Genomic DNA, 16,505 nt, shown 5'->3' on the forward strand with positions numbered 1-16,505 from the left:
TACGGCGTGCGCGCGTCAGGATTCCGCGCCCAGGACACGCGCGAACCCGGGCGGGATCACCACGTCGGTGGGGCGCAGATCGTGGATGGACGAATGACCCAGACCCAGCAGGGCCGAGTCGATACCGCCGCGCAGAATGTCGAGGACGTTCTCGACTCCCGCCTGACCGTTCGCCGACAGTCCCCACAGGTAGGCCCGTCCGATCATGACCGCCCGCGCACCGAGTGCGAGCGCCTTCACGACGTCGCTGCCGCGACGGACTCCGCCGTCGAGTAGAACCTCGACCTGGTCGCCGACGGCGTCCGCGATGGCCGGGAGCGCCCGGATCGGCGCCGGAGTGCCGTCGAGGTTGTTGCCTCCGTGGTTCGACACCGAGATCGCCGTGGCCCCGGCATCGACGGCGCGTTTGGCGTCGTCGACCCGCATCACACCCTTGAGCATGAACGGCCCACCCCATTGCTCCCGCAGCCACGCGATGTCGTCCCAGGTGGGCAATGGTGTCTGCATCCACTCCCCGTAGGCGCCGAAGAATGTCGGCGGTTCCTCCCCGGACTTGGCCAGATTCGGGGTGGTCAAGTCTGGGATCCTGCGGGTCTTCGCGAACTCGTAGAGCCACTTCGGACGGGTGACGCCCTCCGGAGCGTGCTGAATCATCGCCTTGAAATCCATCTTCTCCGGGATGGCCGGGCTGCCCCAGTCACGCCCGTACGAGAAGGACCAGTCGGTGGTCACTATCAACCCGGTGACTCCTGCCGCCCGCGCGCGTTCCATCCGCTGCACCAGCACCTCGCGACTGCCGACCCAGTACATCTGGAAGAATGTCTGCGGATTGGCGGCCGTCACCTCCTCGACGGACTTGCTCGCGAACGAACTCAGACCGATCACCGTCCCCCGGGCCGCCGCCGCGCGGGCAACGGCGACCTCGCCGTCGGGGTGCACGGCCTGCACGCCGGTCGGGGAGATCACAACCGGCATCGAAATCGGCTGTCCCAGCACGGTCGTGGCCATCTCACGCTTGTCCGAGAGCCCTACGACATGGGGCGCGAACCCCAACTCGCCGAACGCCGCCATGTTGTCGTCGACCGTCAGGCCCTGTTCGGAACCGGCGATCAGCGCCGCATAAACCGACTTCGGCAGTCGCTTCTTCGCGCGGCGCTGAGCCTCGGCCACCGTCTCGAAATACGGATTCCTACCCATCGAGCACCCCTCGTATCCGGTAGATGACGCTATGCCTGTTCCATGCCCGCAAGCGGGTTTTCGTCACAAATCTTGGTCGGCGGACGCGTCATCAGCGTCAACGGAACCGGCGCCCGCGGCGTCCTCCGCTGCCCGGTGCGAGAGTGGTCGACACTGGATCTCGGGATCTCCCCCACCTCAGCCAATGCCCGTTCGCCGTTGCCGATCACGCATTCGGGGTCCGGGCCGTCCATCGGCAACCCGGTGAAGAACTTCGCAGCCATACAGCCGCCACGGCAGGAGTCGTAGTGGTCGCACTTGCTGCACGCGCCACCGGTCTGCGGGGAACGTAATTCCCGGAATAGTTCCGAATGCTGCCAGACATGCTGGAAGCCGCCGTCCGCCAAAATATTTCCTGCAAGGAACTGCTCGTGGATCGCGAATGGGCAGGCGTAGACGTCACCGATCGGATCGATCAGGCACACCACACGCCCGGCGCCGCACAGGTTCAGCCCCGGCAACGCATCGCCATAGGCGGAGAGGTGGAAGAAGGAGTCGCCGGTCAGCACGCCCTCACCGTTGGCGACCAGCCAGTCGTACAACTCGCGCTGCTGAGGTTGGGTGGGGTGCAGTTCATCCCACACGTCCGCACCGCGACCAGACGGGCGCAACCGGGTGATACGCAGGGTGGCACCATACTTGTCGGCGAGCGCCTTGAAATCGTCGAGTTGGGACACGTTGTGGCGGGTGACGACAACCGAGATCTTTGCGTCCCTGAACCCGGCCTCGGACAGGTTCTCGAGCGCCCGCACTGCCATCGCAAAGGACCCCGGCCCGCGAACCGCGTCATTGACCTCGGCCGTCGCGCCATCGAGGGAGATCTGCACGTCGACGTAGTCACTATCCGCGAGGCGCTCGGCCACCTTCTTGTCGATCTTCACACCGTTGGTGGAGAACTTGACGCCGACCCGGTGCGCGGTCGCGTAATCGACGAGTTCCCAGAAGTCCGGGCGGACGGTCGGCTCACCGCCGCCGATGTTCACGTAAAACACCTGCATGCGCTGCAGTTCGTCGATGATCGACTTGCACTGCTCGGTGGTCAGCTCATTCGGGTCGCGCCGTCCTGATGAGGACAGGCAGTGCACACACGACAGGTTGCACGCGTAGGTCAACTCCCAGGTGAGGCAGATCGGGGCGTCGAGGCCGAGTTCGAACTGGTCGACGAGGCGGCCCACCGGCGCGGACGGGGAGGGCCTGTCGAGCATGGAGGTCATGGGGTTCGTCCTTCCGGACGGATGAAGATGGACTGGTCAGATCGGAACGATCATGTGCGACTCGGCCAGGGTGCCGAGTGCGCGCGCGTACTTCGGCGCGGCATCGTCGCCGATACCCTCCGCTCGCAACGCAGACCGAGCGTCGGCATGCAATGGAAGAGCTTCGACCACCGCGACGATCGTGCGGTTCTTCAGGAACGAAAGCTTGCGGGTCCCGAAGTGGTAGAGCAACGCCCCGAAAGGTTCAGGGCGCAACGCCACCTGAGGATGGAGTTTCCAGCCCACGTCGAGATCGATAGCGGCATGACCGGTGTTTGAAGCGGGCGCCGGAGCGGACATGTTCAGTACACGCCGCACATGCCGTCGATCGAGACCTCTTCCACCAGGGATTCCTCGATCAAGTCGGTTTCCAGCGCCTCATTGTCGCGATCCGACATGATTTCCTCCTACTGTTCGAGTGATAGGGCAGCGAGTCGATCGAGTGTTCCCAGCCACGGAAGACCCGTTCTGTGATTCGCCTCACCAATATAATGGCATCGAGTGCAGAAAGACAGACCGAAAGGGCCGAAAGTTGAAAGATTGCCGAGGGCCATCCAGCCGGACAGGCCGGCGCCCGGCCACGACACAGGACCGGATCAGCACGGTCGGAATCGAGTTGTTCACGCAACAGGGATTCGACGAGACCAGCGTCGACCAGGTAGCGGAGGCATGTGGCATCGCCCGACGCACACTGTTCCGCTATTTCCCATCCAAGAACGCGATCCCGTGGGGTGACTTCGATGCTCACCTCGCCGAGATGCGCACCCAACTCGCGGCGCAACCAGCAGACATCTCGATCGCCGACGCCCTGACCGCGGCTCTACTGCAGTTCAACGCGCTTCCGGCCAGTGAGAAGGCGAACCACCACAAGCGCATGAGCCTGATTCTTCGAGTGCCGGCGCTGCAGGCATATTCGGTGGTGATGTACGAGGGGTGGCGCACTGTCATCGCGGAGTACGTCGCAGGCAGGCTCGGAACTTCCCCAACCGACCACGTTCCGCGTACGGTCGGCTATCTTCTACTCGGCATTGCGATGTCGGCGTACGAGCAGTGGCTGGAAGACGATTCGCTCGAACTTTCGCAACTACTCGCCGCCGGAATGCACTGGCTCTACGATGGGTTGAGCCCTCTCGGCGAACAGGATGCGCAGCAGTGATCACTCACAAATCTCCTCCTCCACAAGGTCGTATCGCATGACGGGCGCCCCCGACCTCCCGCCCTTCGATTCGCTCGCCGTCTGCGAGCCGGGTTCGTGGTCGCACGGTCACGTGACCGTCGAGAGGGCGAGTGACGGCCCCCTTACCCTCACCCGCGAGGGCAGTCTTCTGCGGGTCACGCACGCACTGACCCCGGACGATCTGAGCGAACGACTTGTCGCCGAGGTCACCACTTCGATCGCGGACGCCGACTTCGGCCGGGTCGAGTTCGAGTCGACTATGGTCGGCTTGGTCCGCTCGACCGTCGACGGCGCACTCGACGCGTGGTCCGTGTACTACCGCAACTCCCTTGACGAATTGCTGGACGGAACCGCCGCATTCGCCCCGATTCACGAGAAGGCCGAAGACCTCGTCCGGGGTTCGGTCCTCGACCTCGGATCGTGCTTCGGATTCCTCCCGCTGCGACTTGCCCGCGCCGGACGGTCCGTCACCGCCACCGACATCCATCCCGGAACCATCGCACTACTCGACGCCGTGGCACCGAAACTCGGAGTCGACCTGCAGACCATTGTGTGCGACGCCGCGCACGTGCCAGTTCCTGACGCCGGCGTGGACACCGTCACCGCTATCCACCTCCTCGAGCACGTCGACGAGACTTCCAGTGACACAGTGATATCCGAGGCCCTGCGCGTCGCGCGCGACCGCGTGGTCGTCGCGGTCCCGTATGAGGACGAGGCGACGGCCTGCCACGGACACATTCGCACCTTCGACACCCCTGCGTTGCGCAGGCTCGGTGAATCGACGGGGCGTCCGTTCGAGGTGTTCGAGCACCACGGCGGATGGCTCGTCCTCGACGCGTCAACGTAGACAGCTACATGACCAGATCGCGCCGCCGGAACAACGCGGCGCCCGTCGCCGCCAGTGCGACGGCGATCGCCGCCAACCACATCAGCGGTGCGGCCGTCACGGCAGCGGCGGGAAGCGGCGGAACATGACTGAACGGCGACAGGTCGCGTATGAAATCCGGCAACCCGAGCAGTGGACCGAGCAACCCGAACAACAGGCACAGCGCGAGTGTGGCCCAGGAGAGCCCCGAGGCCCACAACGGGAGGCCACCGAAGAGTAGAACGGCAATGGCCGCCACGACCAGGATTGCCGGGACGAAGACCAACGCCGCCACGCTCAGGTCCGCCACATTGCCCGGCACGTCCGCTGTGACCAGACCGTACGCGAGTCCCATTGCGGCACCGGTCAGTAGCTGCAACGCGACGACACCGGCCGCCACCACCACGACGTGGGATGACAGCCAGCGAGGACGCCCCACGGCTGTGGCGAGGACGGGCTCGAGCCGTCCCGCCACCTCCTCCGCGCGCATCCGCAACAGCGCCTGAACCGCATAGGCGGCCACCGCAATCGCCATCGTGCCGAAGATGGTCGCGAAGTAGGCGTCCACCATGTCGGACGTGCCCCCGCCAAGTTTCTCCATCGCCTCTGCTACCTGATCACCCTCGCCGAGGAAATCGTCGATCTGGTCGCCGACCGCGCCGTAAACGAGTGCGATGAATCCGATCCCCACTCCCCACCAGAACAGTATCCCCCGCTGGATGCGCCACGCCGCTCCGAGTGGTGTCGGCAGGGAACGCGATGCGCGAGCAGGCCCCCGCCTGGTTGCGACGAGCCCGGCGCCGAAATCTCGTCGTTCGGTGAGAAGAAAGGCGAGAGCGACTGTCACGAGTGTGAACACGGCCGGCAAGCCGAGCACCCACCAGGCATTGTCGTCGTACGGGCGAATCTGCTCCGCCCATCCAATCGGCGACAGCCACGAGGCAAAGCCACTGATTACGCGCGTGCCACCCTCGACGACGGTTCCGGACATGTCGCCCACGGCGCGCAACACAAAAGCCGCCGCCAGGGCCGCGCCGGCGAGCCCGTTGGCCGTCCGCGCTCCGTCCGTTACCTGTGAGGTGACTGCCGCGATGCCCGCGAAAGAAATACCCACGCTGGCAATCCCGAGTCCAATCGCCAACGACCCACCCGGAGGAAGCCCCTGTGCCATCAGGACCACCACACTGGATATCGCCAGAACCGCGTTCGCCGCCACCGCAACGATCAAGGCGGCGGTAAGCAACGCCTTCCGACCCACCACCGCGGCCTCGACAAGCTCCGCCCTACCCGTCTCCTCATTCTGCCGGGTGTGGCGGACCACGAGCAACGAACTCATCAACGCGGCCCCCAGTGAGAGCGGCATGACGATTTGGCTCGCAAGCACTGCGCCGGCACTGTATCCGGAGATGAGCCCATTGGTGGCCAACGCAACCGGCGACTGCGCAGTGGCGATGGCGATGCTGAGGAGATCCTCGTCCGTCGGGTAGAGCCCCAGGACGCTCGAGGCCGCGATTGCCTGCAGGGCAATGAGGGCGAGCAGCCAAACCGGAAGTTGGATCCGGTCGCGCCGTAGCGCCAGCCTCACCAGCCGAATGGTTCCGGTGAATTGCGTTGCCATCAGAGATCCCTGGACTCGGCGCGGCTGTGGTTCTCGACTTCGCGTTCGAGTTCGTCGCCGTAGTGCCGAAGAAACAGTTCCTCGAGGGTCGGCGGCGTCGAAGTGAGGGACGTGATCCCGAATGTCAGCAGGTGGCGCAGCACACCACTGAGTTCGCTGGTCTCCACCTCGCAGCGCGCGTGCAGACCGTCCACCCGCGCGTCGAATACACCGGCAACCGAATCGAGCCGTGTCACAGGCTTCTCGGTCTCCGCGGTGACCGAGGTTCGGGTGAGGTGGCGCAGTTCGGCCAACGTGCCCGACTCGACCGTCCGTCCTTCCCGAATGATGCTCACACGATCGCACAACGCCTCGACCTCGGCGAGAATGTGGCTCGACAGTAGAACGGTCTTTCCCGCCTCCGACACCTCGGCGATGCAGTCCCGAAAAATCGATTCCTTCAGCGGATCGAGGCCCGACGTCGGTTCGTCCAGCACATAGAGGTCGACGTTCGATGCGAATGCGGCCACGAGCGCCACCTTCTGCCGATTACCTTTCGAGTAGGTGCGGGCCTTCTTCGTCGGATCGAGTTCGAATCGTTCGAGGAGGTCACTGCGTCGGGACTCGTCGAGTCCGCCCCGTAGACCCGCCAGAAGGTCGATCGCCTCGCCCCCGGTGAGGTTGGGCCAGAGATTCACGTCTCCAGGGACGTAGGCGAGTCGACGATGAAGCGAGACGGCGTCCTTCCACGGATCACCGCCCAGTAACCCGGTGCGACCGGAGTCCGCCCGCAACAGACCCAGCAGCACCCTGATGGTCGTCGATTTTCCGGAGCCGTTGGGGCCGAGGAATCCGTGCACCTCACCCGTGCTCACTTCGAGGTCCAATCCGTCGAGAGCCCGTGTGGCCCCGAAGGTCTTGACCAGCTTCTCCACCGAGATCGCAGCAGTCATGGATGGGACGGTACCCCGATAAGCGGCTCGGCCCCCGCTACTTCGTCATCGAGGACGAAAAGCGGTCGAGTACGACGCAGCGACGGTGTGGGCCGGTATCTTCTGTCTCCCAACCGTATTTGAGGACTTCCATCGCGACTTCAGCGCGGCGACTACAACGAACGAAGGCGGCGAACACGGTCGGCGAGAGCCCGCCGGGACACGCCAGCACTGGGTGCCAATCGTTCGAAGGCGTGCGGGCACCCCGGATGCAGATGTAGCTCCGTCGGTATTCCAGCGTCCGCTAGACGGCGCCCGTACGTGATGTCCTCATCCCGGAAGATATCGAGTTCACCGACGTCGATGTAGGTGGGAGGAAGACCGGAAAGGTCCACGGCCCTGGTCGGCGCGGCATATTGCGAGGCCTCGCCCCTACCGTCCCTGTCGCCCAGCAGCGCGGCCCAGCTGGTGACGTTGTCGTCGTAGGTCCATGTCAAGGGCCACGTCAAGAACGGAAGCAACTGAGGGTCGGGTACCGCCGTCCGATCGTCGCCGCATCAGATAGATCAAGAGCTGCTGAGCGATCGCCGGACCACCTCGGTCCCGGGCCAGCAGGCACACCCCCGCGGCAAGTCCGCCGCCACAACTGTCTCCCATCACCGCCAGCCGTGAAGGGTCGGCCCCCAACTCGCTCGCGTGCGCGGCCAGCCATTCGAGCGCCGCGTAACAGTCTTCCACCGGGACCGGATGGGCATATTCGGGCGCAATCCGATAGTCGACGACCAGCATGGGCACACTGGATGCCTCAACATATCCGCGCACAGTCGCGTCGTAGAGATCACCGACTTCATCGAGGCCCAGAATCATCCCCCCGCCACGGATGTATAGCACCGCACTGCCGGGCGCGGCGGAGCCTGCTCGGCGATACCAACTGAGCCCGAGCGTCGCGCCGTCACCGGTGGTCAGCGAGTATCGTTCGACGTCGATCCCCACGTCGATTTCCACAGCGGAGCCACGCGACGCCATCAATTGGTCGACCATGCGGCGAGTGTCGAGACGGCGCGTTGCGACATCCCCGACCGCGGGCTGCTTCATGTCGGCCGCGGCGGCCAACTGCGGTGCAAGCTCTTGCAGTATTTGCGGGTCGAATTGCAAGCTCATGGATTCCACTTCAGTGATGGAACGCAGCAAACCTGGCACGTTGTCTGCAGCCTCGGTCGTCATGACATGCACGAATGGTTTGTTGTCGGCTGTATCGAGCGGTGGGCCAGGTGCCAGGCGCAACGCTACCACCGGAGCTCTGTCGCACCGTGGATCCACCGCGATGCCGACACAGCACCAGCAGACCTGCCAGTCCCGACTGTTCGGAGCGAAGCCCGAAGCGGCCCGTCCGCCCGTCGGCCGGAAATCGCACGGGACTCTATAAGCTGAACGCTCCCCGCAGCGACCACCGCTGGGCAAGAACTAGAACGTGTTCTATATTCGAGTCAGGCGTTCGAGTGTTCCGGCGCCGCGAACCAGGAGAGGACGAACCCCACGATGCCGACTGTCGACGTGCCGCACAGCTCACGATCGGTGGTACTCACCGTGTCGGGCGTAGTCGAGGAGACCCCCGATTCCCGGTCGCTGATCTTCGACGTCCCGGCAGATCTCGCCGACAAGTTCACCTACAAGCCCGGACAGTTCCTCACCTTGCGCATACCCAGTGACCGCACCGGTTCCGTCGCCCGGTGCTACTCGCTGGCCAGTTCGCCGTTCACCGACGACGCACCCAAGGTGACGGTCAAGCGGACCGCCGAGGGCTACGGCTCCAACTGGCTCTGTGACAGCATCGCCGTCGGCGACACCCTCGAAGTCCTGCCCCCGTCGGGCGTGTTCACCCCCAAGTCGCTGGACCGCGACTTCCTGCTGTTCGCGGCGGGAAGCGGAATCACTCCAGTGGTCTCGATCCTCAAGTCCGCCCTCACCGAGGGGTCCGGCAAGGTAGTGCTCTTCTACGCCAACCGCGACGAGAAATCGGTCATCTTCGCCGAAGAATTGCGCACTCTCGCAAGCCGATACCCGTCGCGACTGGTGACCATCCATTGGCTCGAGACGGTCCAGGGCTTGCCCGGCGTGGATCAACTCGCGTCCGCGGTCGCCCCCTACCTCGAGTGCGAAGCGTTCATGTGCGGCCCGGCCCCGTTCATGGACACTATCCACAAGGCCCTCGCCGACGCCGGGATGCCCCGCAGCAAGGTACATGCCGAGGTGTTCAATTCGCTCGCCGGCGACCCGTTTCGCGACGCCGACGTCGTGGAGGTCACAGCGGACGAGGCCGCCCAGGCCGCCACCGTGGAAGTGGAACTCGACGGCGAGATCCACAATCTGAACTGGCCACGCAAGCAGACACTCGTCGACATCATGCTGGCTGAGGGAATCGACGTGCCCTACTCCTGCCAGGAAGGTGAGTGCGGATCCTGCGCCTGCACCGTGCTCGAAGGGAAGGTCGAGATGGAAAACAGTGAGATCCTCGACCCGGAGGATATCGAGAGCGGCTACATTCTGGGATGCCAGGCCCGGCCGGTCACCGACCATCTCAAGATCGAGTTCTAGCGGCACCGCACTGTGCGAAACGAGTCCGACCAAGGTCACGAAACATGACTTGACCTGGTGTTCGTGTTATTCGAATGCAACGGTCCAGGCATTGATCGGTCGGTCAATCAGGCGTGTACTTGAAGTGGACACAATCCCGTTTCAAGGAGGCTGGACATGAGATCGTGGAGTCGTATGCAAGATTTTGCGGCGATCGTGATCGGTGCCTTCGCGGCACTCTCGCCGCTGTGGCTCGACACCAACAACGCTGCGGTGTGGTCACTCGTGGTACTCGGTGTACTCGTGGCACTCTCCGGCCTCGTCCATATGTTCCGGCCGGCGATGACTGTGGCCGAGTATGCGATGGGCGTCTTCGGCGTGCTGTTGTTCGTCTCCCCGTGGGTGATGAGCTTCAATGAGTTCGGGGGCGCGGCGTGGACTGCATGGGTCACCGGCGTACTGACGGTCGTCGTGGCCGTCACAGGGTTGCCGGTGATGAGTTCCCGGATGCACGGACACGGAGGGGTGGCTACCCATCACTGATCTGTGAACCCATCAGCACCGAGAACATCGATTCGGGCGGGGCGCAGGCTTACGGCCTGGGTCCCGCCGTTCAGGTCCGGAAAAGCCCATGCCCGCACCCCATCTCGGTAGGCCCGCAAATAACCGACCGCAGAAGAATCCGCGGCGGCGCAACGCGAAGATCGACGGCGACGCCCGGGCACTGATTCTCGATGCCGCCGAAACCCTGATTGCCGTAAACGGATTCGACGCTACGTCCACGGCGTCGATCGCTTCTGCCGCGCACGTCCCGAAAGGGCTGGTGTTCTACTACTTTCCCTCCAAGACCGACATCCTTTTGGCGCTGCTCTCCGAGAGACTGCCGACCGAACCGCTGGCCGATGTGGGCACCTTGGTCACACCTGGTGACCCTGCAGCCAGCCTGGTCAATCTCGACAGTGCACTGAATCTGCGCGATCAGCACTCGTCGGTGATGCGGGTGATCATCTGGCGTGAGGCCGAGACCCACCCGGATGTCCGCGCCCACCTGAGACGGTTCCGCGACTACCTCAGCGACATCACCGAACGGCTGCTTCAGGCCAGTTCGCCGTATCCCGTGCAACCCGGAACGATCCGGGCGTGTGCGTCGGCGTGGGTAGCCGCCATGTTCTCCTTGGCGGGCACCGACCGCCTGCACGACCTCGACGACCTGCCGCGAAGGCACCGCGAGGAACTCGACAATGTGGCGCGCGTCGTGGCCGCCGGGATGGTTCAACTCGGCTGAGCATGTCCCGCGGACAGCAACCTGCCGGCGGGGAAGACCTCGGCGCTCACAGGCAGGCGTCCAAGCCTGCCACTGAGGAAGACCTCGACGGTGCCCCTCCCCGTGCTCGGACGGTTCAGCGCATCGATGCGGCGGAGGGTTTGTGCCGCCACCGCCTCCGCGCTGTCGAACAATCGCACCCCGGTTGGGAGCATAGCCGCGATCTCGTCGGCCATCAGCGGGTAGTGAGTACACCCCAGCACCACCCCACCCACGTCCTCGGGTGTGCGTGCCACGGCCGAGGCGATCGCCGCGGTGGCTGCTTCCCGCTCACCGAAATCGATCGCATCGGCGAGGCCGTGGCACGCAACAGCCACCACGGAACTTCCGTTGCCGAAGCGCTCTATCAGATCTGCCTGATACCGACTCGCGGTCGTGGCCTCGGTTGCCCACACGGCCACCGACTCACACGCCGCTGCAGCCGGCTTGATCGCGGGAACGGTACCGACAACCGGAATCTGCGGTCCCACGAATTCTCGGACGTGCTCGAGTGCGGTGACACTCGCCGTGTTGCACGGCAGCACGATCGCCTCCGCACCGCGGTCGAGTGTCCGTTGCACGGTCGCGAGGACGCGATCGATCACCCACTGTTCCGATTTCGGACCCCACGGAGCACCATCCGGGTCCAGAGCGAGAATCAGATCCAGGTCGGGTCTGCGCATACGAAGCCGCGCCGACGTCGGCAGCATGCCGAGACCCGAGTCGATGAGCGCAACAATCACCCAACGAATCTATCGCGCCGACGCCTGCCCCTCTACGGCGACGCGGCTTCGAGAACCTCATCGATCGGAGTTCCGGCCGCGATCTTTCCGCGCATCTTCATGACCCCGCCCGCCATACCACCGCCGACAACACCTACCAGCATCCCGTCCCGCTCGTAGTATGCAAGGAACTTGCGACCGTCGTCCTTGATCACGTGCACCTCGTCGGTAGCCGCCACCGTGCCGAGCGCCTGAATCTTGATGTCGTACTGGTCACTCCAGAAGTACGGCACCTGTGCCATACGATTCTCGTCACCGGTACGGGTCAGCGCTCCGGCCAGGATCTTGGCCTGTTCACCGGCGTTGCTCCAGTGCTCGACGCGCTTGCGGCCGCCCACCTCCAACTGCCACGCCGCCACGTCACCGATCGCCCAGATGTGCTCGGCCGTCGTCCGCCCGACACCGTCGCACACCACACCGTTGTCGACTTCGACGCCCGAACCTTCCAGCCACTCGGTGACCGGCACCGAACCGACGCCGATCGCCACGACATCGACCTTGACCTCACTACCGTCGCCGAGGACAGCCCCGGCGACTCGGCCGACCCCGAGCAGCGACGTGAGTCCCACACCGGCGCGAAGGTCGACGCCCTCCCCGATGTGCAACCGGGCGACCAGGCCGCCGATCTTCTCACCGAGCACGGACGCCAGCGGTGTCGGCTGGGGTTCCACCAGCACCACGTCGAGTCCGCCGGCCCGCATGCTCGCCGCCAGTTCGCAACCGATGAAGCCCGCACCGACGATCAACGCGCGCTTGCCCTCTGCCAGATCGGCACGCAACGCCAGGCTTTCGTCGATGGAGCGCAGGACGTGGACCCCGCCCAGATCCGGCAGTCCCGGGATCCGGCGCGGCACGAGACCCGTCGCGACGACCAGTTCGTCGTAGCCGAGTTCGGTGCCGTCGGCGAGGCTCAGGATGCGAAGTCGGGCATCGACGGACACGGCCCCGGCACCGAGACGCAGTTCGATGTTTTTCTCGTCGAAGAACTCACGCGGCCTAAGCGTGGTCTCGCTCCTCTCGCCGCGCATCACCTCTTTCGACAGGGGCGGGCGGTCGTAGGGCAGATGCGGCTCACCGCCGACAAGAACCAATTGGCCGTCATATCCGGCCTGCCGCAGCTCCTCAGCCGCGCGCAAACCAGCCAGGCCCGCACCCACGATCACAATTCTCTGCACTGTTCGCACCCGCCCGATAGTCACATTTGCTGCACCAGTCATACCAAACCGACCGCGACTCCGCCGAGCCCGGCCCGTCCATCGCCACAGGGCAGGGATCGGCAGGGGTCAGAGATCCGCGATGGCCTCGAGGGGTCTGGTGCGGGCAGCGCGACTCGCCGGCCACAGCGCGGCGAGTACACCCACCACACCGGATCCGAGGAGCATCGCAATTACCTGCCCCCACGGCACCGTCACCTGGTCCAGACCCTGTTCCTTCAGTGTGCTGACGAAACCCCATCCGAACGCGATACCGAGTACCACCCCGACGGCCGCACCGAACACCGCGATGAGCATCGACTCCAAATAGATCGTGCGACGCATCTGCGCCCGCTGCATACCGACCGCGCGCAGCATGCCGATCTCGCGCCGCCGCTCCACCACCGACAATGCGAGCGTGTTGACGATACCGAGAATCGCGATCACGACGGCGAGCGCGAGCAGCCCGTACAGGATCCCGAGGAGGGTGTCGATCTGCTGCCCCTGAGCGCCCTTGAACTCCTCTCGGTCCTGCACCTGGACGACGACGAACTGCTTGGTCGCCGACTCGAGCTCGCCGCGCAGCTGCGCGAGATCGGTTCCGGGCTTCGCGTCGATCAGGACTGCTAGATCGGGAATGGTCGCCGCCGGCATCACCTCGCGGTACACCTCGTCCGACACCAGCCAGTCTCCGACCAACTGGTTGTCCTCGAAAACGCCTGTCACCTGAGTATCGACGACTTTCCCGTCATCGCTTTCCATCGGAATCGTCTTCCCGAGCGTCCAGCCCTTCTCGGTGGCCGCCGTCTGGGACACGATGAGGTGGTTGCCTGTCAGATCGGCTCCGCCTTGAACGAGCCTGTAGTCGATGACGCCGTCGAGCGGACCGTTCACAGAGGCACCGCCCTCCCTCTCGCCGTCGACCGTCACGGACACCGGATGCAGTGCGGTCGCACTCTGGACGTCGGGGAGATTGCGTACCGCCCTTGCCGCGCCGCTCGGCACGCCGATCTGGTTGGGTCCGGTGAGGACGTAATCGGCGGACACACCCGAGTCCACCAGTTGGTTGATGCTGGCCTTGGCGGACGCACCGAACACGCCGATCACGGACACGAGCATCAACCCAAGCGTCAGCGCGAACGCGGTGGCAGCCGTCCGGCGCGGGTTCCGCACCGCATTGGTGCGAGCGAGGTGCCCCACCGGACCGAACGGCTTCGCCAGCACGGCGCCGAGCGCCCCGACCACCGGTCGAGACAGCGCAGGGGCCGCGAACAGCACTGCCAGAATCAGGCCGAGCGCCCCGAAGCCGACGACGACGGCGGCACCGGCGCCCGAACCCCGGGAACCGATGACGAGTCCGACGGCACCGAGGGCGCCCAGCACGGCACCGGCAATCGTGCGGACGTGCAGTGAATCTCCCGTGGAGGCGAACTCCTCCCGCATCGCCGCGACCGGCGGAACCCTGGATGCGCGCTGGGCCGGTACGTACGCGCTGATCGTCGTCACCACCACACCGACCATGAGGCCGATGAGAATCGTGCGTGGTCCGACCTGCAATGGGCCATCTGGCAAGCCGACGTCGAATGAGTTCAACAGAGCGCGCAGACCGTACGCGAGGCCGATTCCCGCGGCGATACCGAGCGCACTGCCGATGACACCGACGACGAGCGCTTCGAAGACCACCGACCGTCCCACCTGCTTACGACCGGCGCCGATGGCGCGGAGGAGCGCCAGCTCGCGCAACCGTTGCGCGACGATCATCGAGAACGTGTTGTAAATGATGAATGTGCCGACGAGTAGAGCGATCGCACCGAACGCGAGCAGGAAGTAGTTGAGGAAACTCAGCGCTTGCGTCACCTGCGCCTTGGTCTCCTCTCGCACCTCGTCCCCGGTCTGTACCTTCGCGTCGGGAAGTGCCGCGGCGATCTCGTCGCGCAGCTGAGTCGGCGACATTCCGGCACCTGCGACGTCGATGTATTCGACGTGCTCGCCGTCGGTGAACAGTTCACGTGCCTGCGAATCAACGAACGCGGCCCCGACGAATCCACCCGAGTCGGTGCCGGTGTCGTAGATGCCGGAAACGGTGAAGTCGAGCACGCCTCGTGCCGGCACCAGAACCTTGGTGGTGTCGCCAACCGTCAAATGCGCTCGTTCGGCGGCACCGGCGTTGACGGCGATCTGTCCGACCTGAGCGGGAGGGGACCCCTGGACGTAGTCGTCGGACTCCCCGAGTGCCTGATCCGGCGGCAGGTAGGACCTGCCGATACTGGGGGCGCCGCCCGTCTGGACCGCGACACCGTCGGAGTCGATCAGAACGATCTGCCCGCTGACAGCCGGTGCCACCGTGCCGACGCCTGGAAGCGTGGTGATGGTGTCGACATCGGTCAGGGGAACCCCGCTGGAGTGGTGCTCGTCGGTCGAGACTCGGACGTCGACGCCCTGCGCGGTGTTCTCGAAGATCGAATCGAACGTCTTCTGGAGCGTGTCGGTGAAGACGAAGGAACCGGCGACGAAGGCGGTGCCGAGGACGACGGACAGCACCGTCAGCGCCAGCCGGACCTTGTGCGCCGCTAGATTCCGCAGGGACACCTTGCGCATGGGAGCGCTCGATGTTGACGCCATGCGCTCAGACCGCCGAGTCCGACGAGAGGGCATGTGCCCCTACTGATCCCGGCGCACGCTTGTCGAGTCCGGATTCGAGTCCGGACTCGTCGAGTCGTTTCATGGTGTCGAGAACCGAGTCGGCCGTGGGCTCGAGGAGTTCGTCCACGATCTTGCCGTCGCCGAGGAAGACCACCCGGTCGGCGTACGCCGCCGCCCGAGGGTCATGGGTGACGATGACGACGGTCTGGTCGAACTCGTCGACCGCCGCCCTCAGGATGGACAACACCTCCCCGGAGGACTTCGAATCAAGATTGCCGGTGGGCTCGTCGCCGAAGATGATCTCCGGTTGGCCCGCCAAAGCGCGAGCGCACGCCACCCGCTGCTGCTGCCCCCCGGACAACTCTCCCGGACGATGATCGAGGCGGTCCTTCAGCCCGAGCCTGCCCAGCACGCTGTCGAGCCACGCGGCGTCGGGTTTGCGACCGGCAATGTCGAGCGGCAGCGTGATGTTCTCGAGTGCGGTCAGGGTCGGAACCAGGTTGAACGCCTGAAACACGAAGCCGATACGGTCCCGACGCAGTTGCGTCATCTCCTTGTCCGTCAGCGCTGTCAATTCGGTGCCGCCGATGAGCACCGAACCCGAGCCAGCCGAGTCGAGTCCTGCCAAGCAATGCATCAGTGTCGATTTGCCTGAACCTGAAGGACCCATGATCGCGGTGAATTCACCCCGGGAGAAGTCCACCGATACAGCGCTGAGCGCGTGGACCTGGGTGTCGCCGGTGCCGTACGACTTCGATAATTCGACAGCACGGGCAGCGACAGCGGGGGAATGCTTGCTCATAATCGCCTTTCGTCATTCCATCATGGCGGTCCGGCCCCGCAGTCACGGTCGGGGCTGGTGCACGCGTGGCGCACTCCTCTATCTTGGCTGCACCCCCCGCCGAACCGCCATCAGGGGCCACCCTGACGGCGGTTCCACGGGCCTGAGA

General features: G+C 64.9%; 17 protein-coding genes. 5 read left to right on the forward strand and 12 right to left on the reverse strand.

Annotated elements, in window-relative coordinates:
• Positions 1–15 precede the first annotated feature (15 nt).
• Genes mftD through mftA form a run of 4 tightly spaced genes read right to left on the reverse strand, consistent with a single transcriptional unit; the run spans position 16 to position 2,887 of the window.
• Entirely contained in the window at positions 16–1,197 is a 1,182-nt protein-coding gene (mftD, locus tag RM2_RS03295; protein WP_072687400.1) for a pre-mycofactocin synthase MftD, read from the reverse strand.
• Between the two features lie 29 nt (positions 1,198–1,226).
• The gene (gene mftC / locus RM2_RS03300; protein ID WP_072687401.1) at positions 1,227–2,450 is read right to left on the reverse strand and encodes a mycofactocin radical SAM maturase; all 1,224 of its coding nucleotides are present in this window, start codon (positions 2,448–2,450) and stop codon (positions 1,227–1,229) included.
• A 36-nt stretch (positions 2,451–2,486) separates the two neighbouring features.
• A complete protein-coding gene (gene mftB, locus RM2_RS03305; protein ID WP_084721613.1) occupies positions 2,487–2,789 on the reverse strand; it encodes a mycofactocin biosynthesis chaperone MftB in 303 nt (100 codons plus the stop codon).
• A 2-nt stretch (positions 2,790–2,791) separates the two neighbouring features.
• Entirely contained in the window at positions 2,792–2,887 is a 96-nt protein-coding gene (mftA, locus tag RM2_RS03310; RefSeq protein WP_072687403.1) for a mycofactocin precursor MftA, read from the reverse strand.
• A gap of 134 nt (positions 2,888–3,021) precedes the next feature.
• Here mftA and mftR point away from each other — a divergent pair, with 134 nt between their 5' ends.
• Both mftR and mftM read left to right on the forward strand, forming a co-directional pair.
• A complete protein-coding gene (mftR, locus tag RM2_RS03315) occupies positions 3,022–3,645 on the forward strand; it encodes a mycofactocin system transcriptional regulator MftR (protein ID WP_072687404.1) in 624 nt (207 codons plus the stop codon).
• Between the two features lie 37 nt (positions 3,646–3,682).
• Positions 3,683–4,513 carry a mycofactocin oligosaccharide methyltransferase MftM gene (gene mftM, locus RM2_RS03320; protein WP_072687405.1) on the forward strand — a complete coding sequence of 277 codons (831 nt, stop codon included), beginning with the start codon at positions 3,683–3,685 and terminating at the stop codon, positions 4,511–4,513.
• A gap of 4 nt (positions 4,514–4,517) precedes the next feature.
• Here the strand turns inward: mftM and RM2_RS03325 are convergent, their stop codons facing one another.
• The 4 genes from RM2_RS03325 to RM2_RS03335 all read right to left on the reverse strand — a co-directional run bounded on the left by RM2_RS03325 (position 4,518) and on the right by RM2_RS03335 (position 8,284).
• Positions 4,518–6,149: an ABC transporter permease gene (locus RM2_RS03325; protein WP_072687406.1), complete on the reverse strand. Its 1,632-nt coding sequence runs from the start codon at positions 6,147–6,149 to the stop codon at positions 4,518–4,520.
• A complete protein-coding gene (locus RM2_RS03330; protein WP_072687407.1) occupies positions 6,149–7,081 on the reverse strand; it encodes an ABC transporter ATP-binding protein in 933 nt (310 codons plus the stop codon). The genes RM2_RS03325 and RM2_RS03330 overlap by 1 nt, the downstream gene beginning before the upstream one ends.
• 152 nt (positions 7,082–7,233) lie before the next feature.
• Positions 7,234–7,581, reverse strand: coding sequence for an alpha/beta hydrolase fold domain-containing protein (locus RM2_RS25725; protein ID WP_307718080.1), 348 nt, complete (start codon positions 7,579–7,581; stop codon positions 7,234–7,236).
• Positions 7,493–8,284 carry an alpha/beta hydrolase gene (locus RM2_RS03335; protein ID WP_307718081.1) on the reverse strand — a complete coding sequence of 264 codons (792 nt, stop codon included), beginning with the start codon at positions 8,282–8,284 and terminating at the stop codon, positions 7,493–7,495. Before RM2_RS03335 ends, RM2_RS25725 begins: the two co-directional genes overlap by 89 nt.
• 315 nt (positions 8,285–8,599) lie before the next feature.
• Here RM2_RS03335 and RM2_RS03340 point away from each other — a divergent pair, with 315 nt between their 5' ends.
• The 3 genes from RM2_RS03340 (at position 8,600) to RM2_RS03350 (ending at position 10,919) form a co-directional block, all read left to right on the forward strand.
• The gene (locus tag RM2_RS03340) at positions 8,600–9,655 is read left to right on the forward strand and encodes a ferredoxin--NADP reductase (protein WP_072687408.1); all 1,056 of its coding nucleotides are present in this window, start codon (positions 8,600–8,602) and stop codon (positions 9,653–9,655) included.
• 156 nt (positions 9,656–9,811) lie between these two features.
• Positions 9,812–10,177: an SPW repeat protein gene (locus RM2_RS03345; protein ID WP_072687409.1), complete on the forward strand. Its 366-nt coding sequence runs from the start codon at positions 9,812–9,814 to the stop codon at positions 10,175–10,177.
• Positions 10,178–10,265: 88 nt separating this feature from the next.
• A complete protein-coding gene (locus RM2_RS03350; protein WP_072687410.1) occupies positions 10,266–10,919 on the forward strand; it encodes a TetR/AcrR family transcriptional regulator in 654 nt (217 codons plus the stop codon).
• Here RM2_RS03350 and RM2_RS03355 read toward each other — a convergent pair.
• The 4 genes from RM2_RS03355 to RM2_RS03370 form a co-directional block, all read right to left on the reverse strand.
• A complete protein-coding gene (locus RM2_RS03355; RefSeq protein ID WP_072687411.1) occupies positions 10,907–11,680 on the reverse strand; it encodes a glutamate racemase in 774 nt (257 codons plus the stop codon). The two genes, RM2_RS03350 and RM2_RS03355, sit on opposite strands and share 13 nt — an antisense overlap.
• Before the next feature lie 32 nt (positions 11,681–11,712).
• Positions 11,713–12,936 (reverse strand): NAD(P)/FAD-dependent oxidoreductase, encoded by a 1,224-nt coding sequence (locus tag RM2_RS03360; RefSeq protein WP_174553815.1) that lies wholly within the window; start codon positions 12,934–12,936, stop codon positions 11,713–11,715.
• A gap of 66 nt (positions 12,937–13,002) precedes the next feature.
• The gene (locus tag RM2_RS03365) at positions 13,003–15,534 is read right to left on the reverse strand and encodes an ABC transporter permease (RefSeq protein ID WP_072687412.1); all 2,532 of its coding nucleotides are present in this window, start codon (positions 15,532–15,534) and stop codon (positions 13,003–13,005) included.
• 4 nt (positions 15,535–15,538) lie between these two features.
• Positions 15,539–16,357, reverse strand: a complete 819-nt coding sequence (locus RM2_RS03370; RefSeq protein WP_084721615.1) for an ABC transporter ATP-binding protein — start codon at positions 16,355–16,357, stop codon at positions 15,539–15,541.
• Between the last annotated feature and the right edge of the window lie 148 nt (positions 16,358–16,505).

Origin of the sequence: Rhodococcus marinonascens NBRC 14363 (genome assembly GCF_001894885.1) — a bacterium.
In the GTDB taxonomy this organism is placed as follows: Bacteria; Actinomycetota; Actinomycetes; order Mycobacteriales; family Mycobacteriaceae; genus Rhodococcus_F; species Rhodococcus_F marinonascens.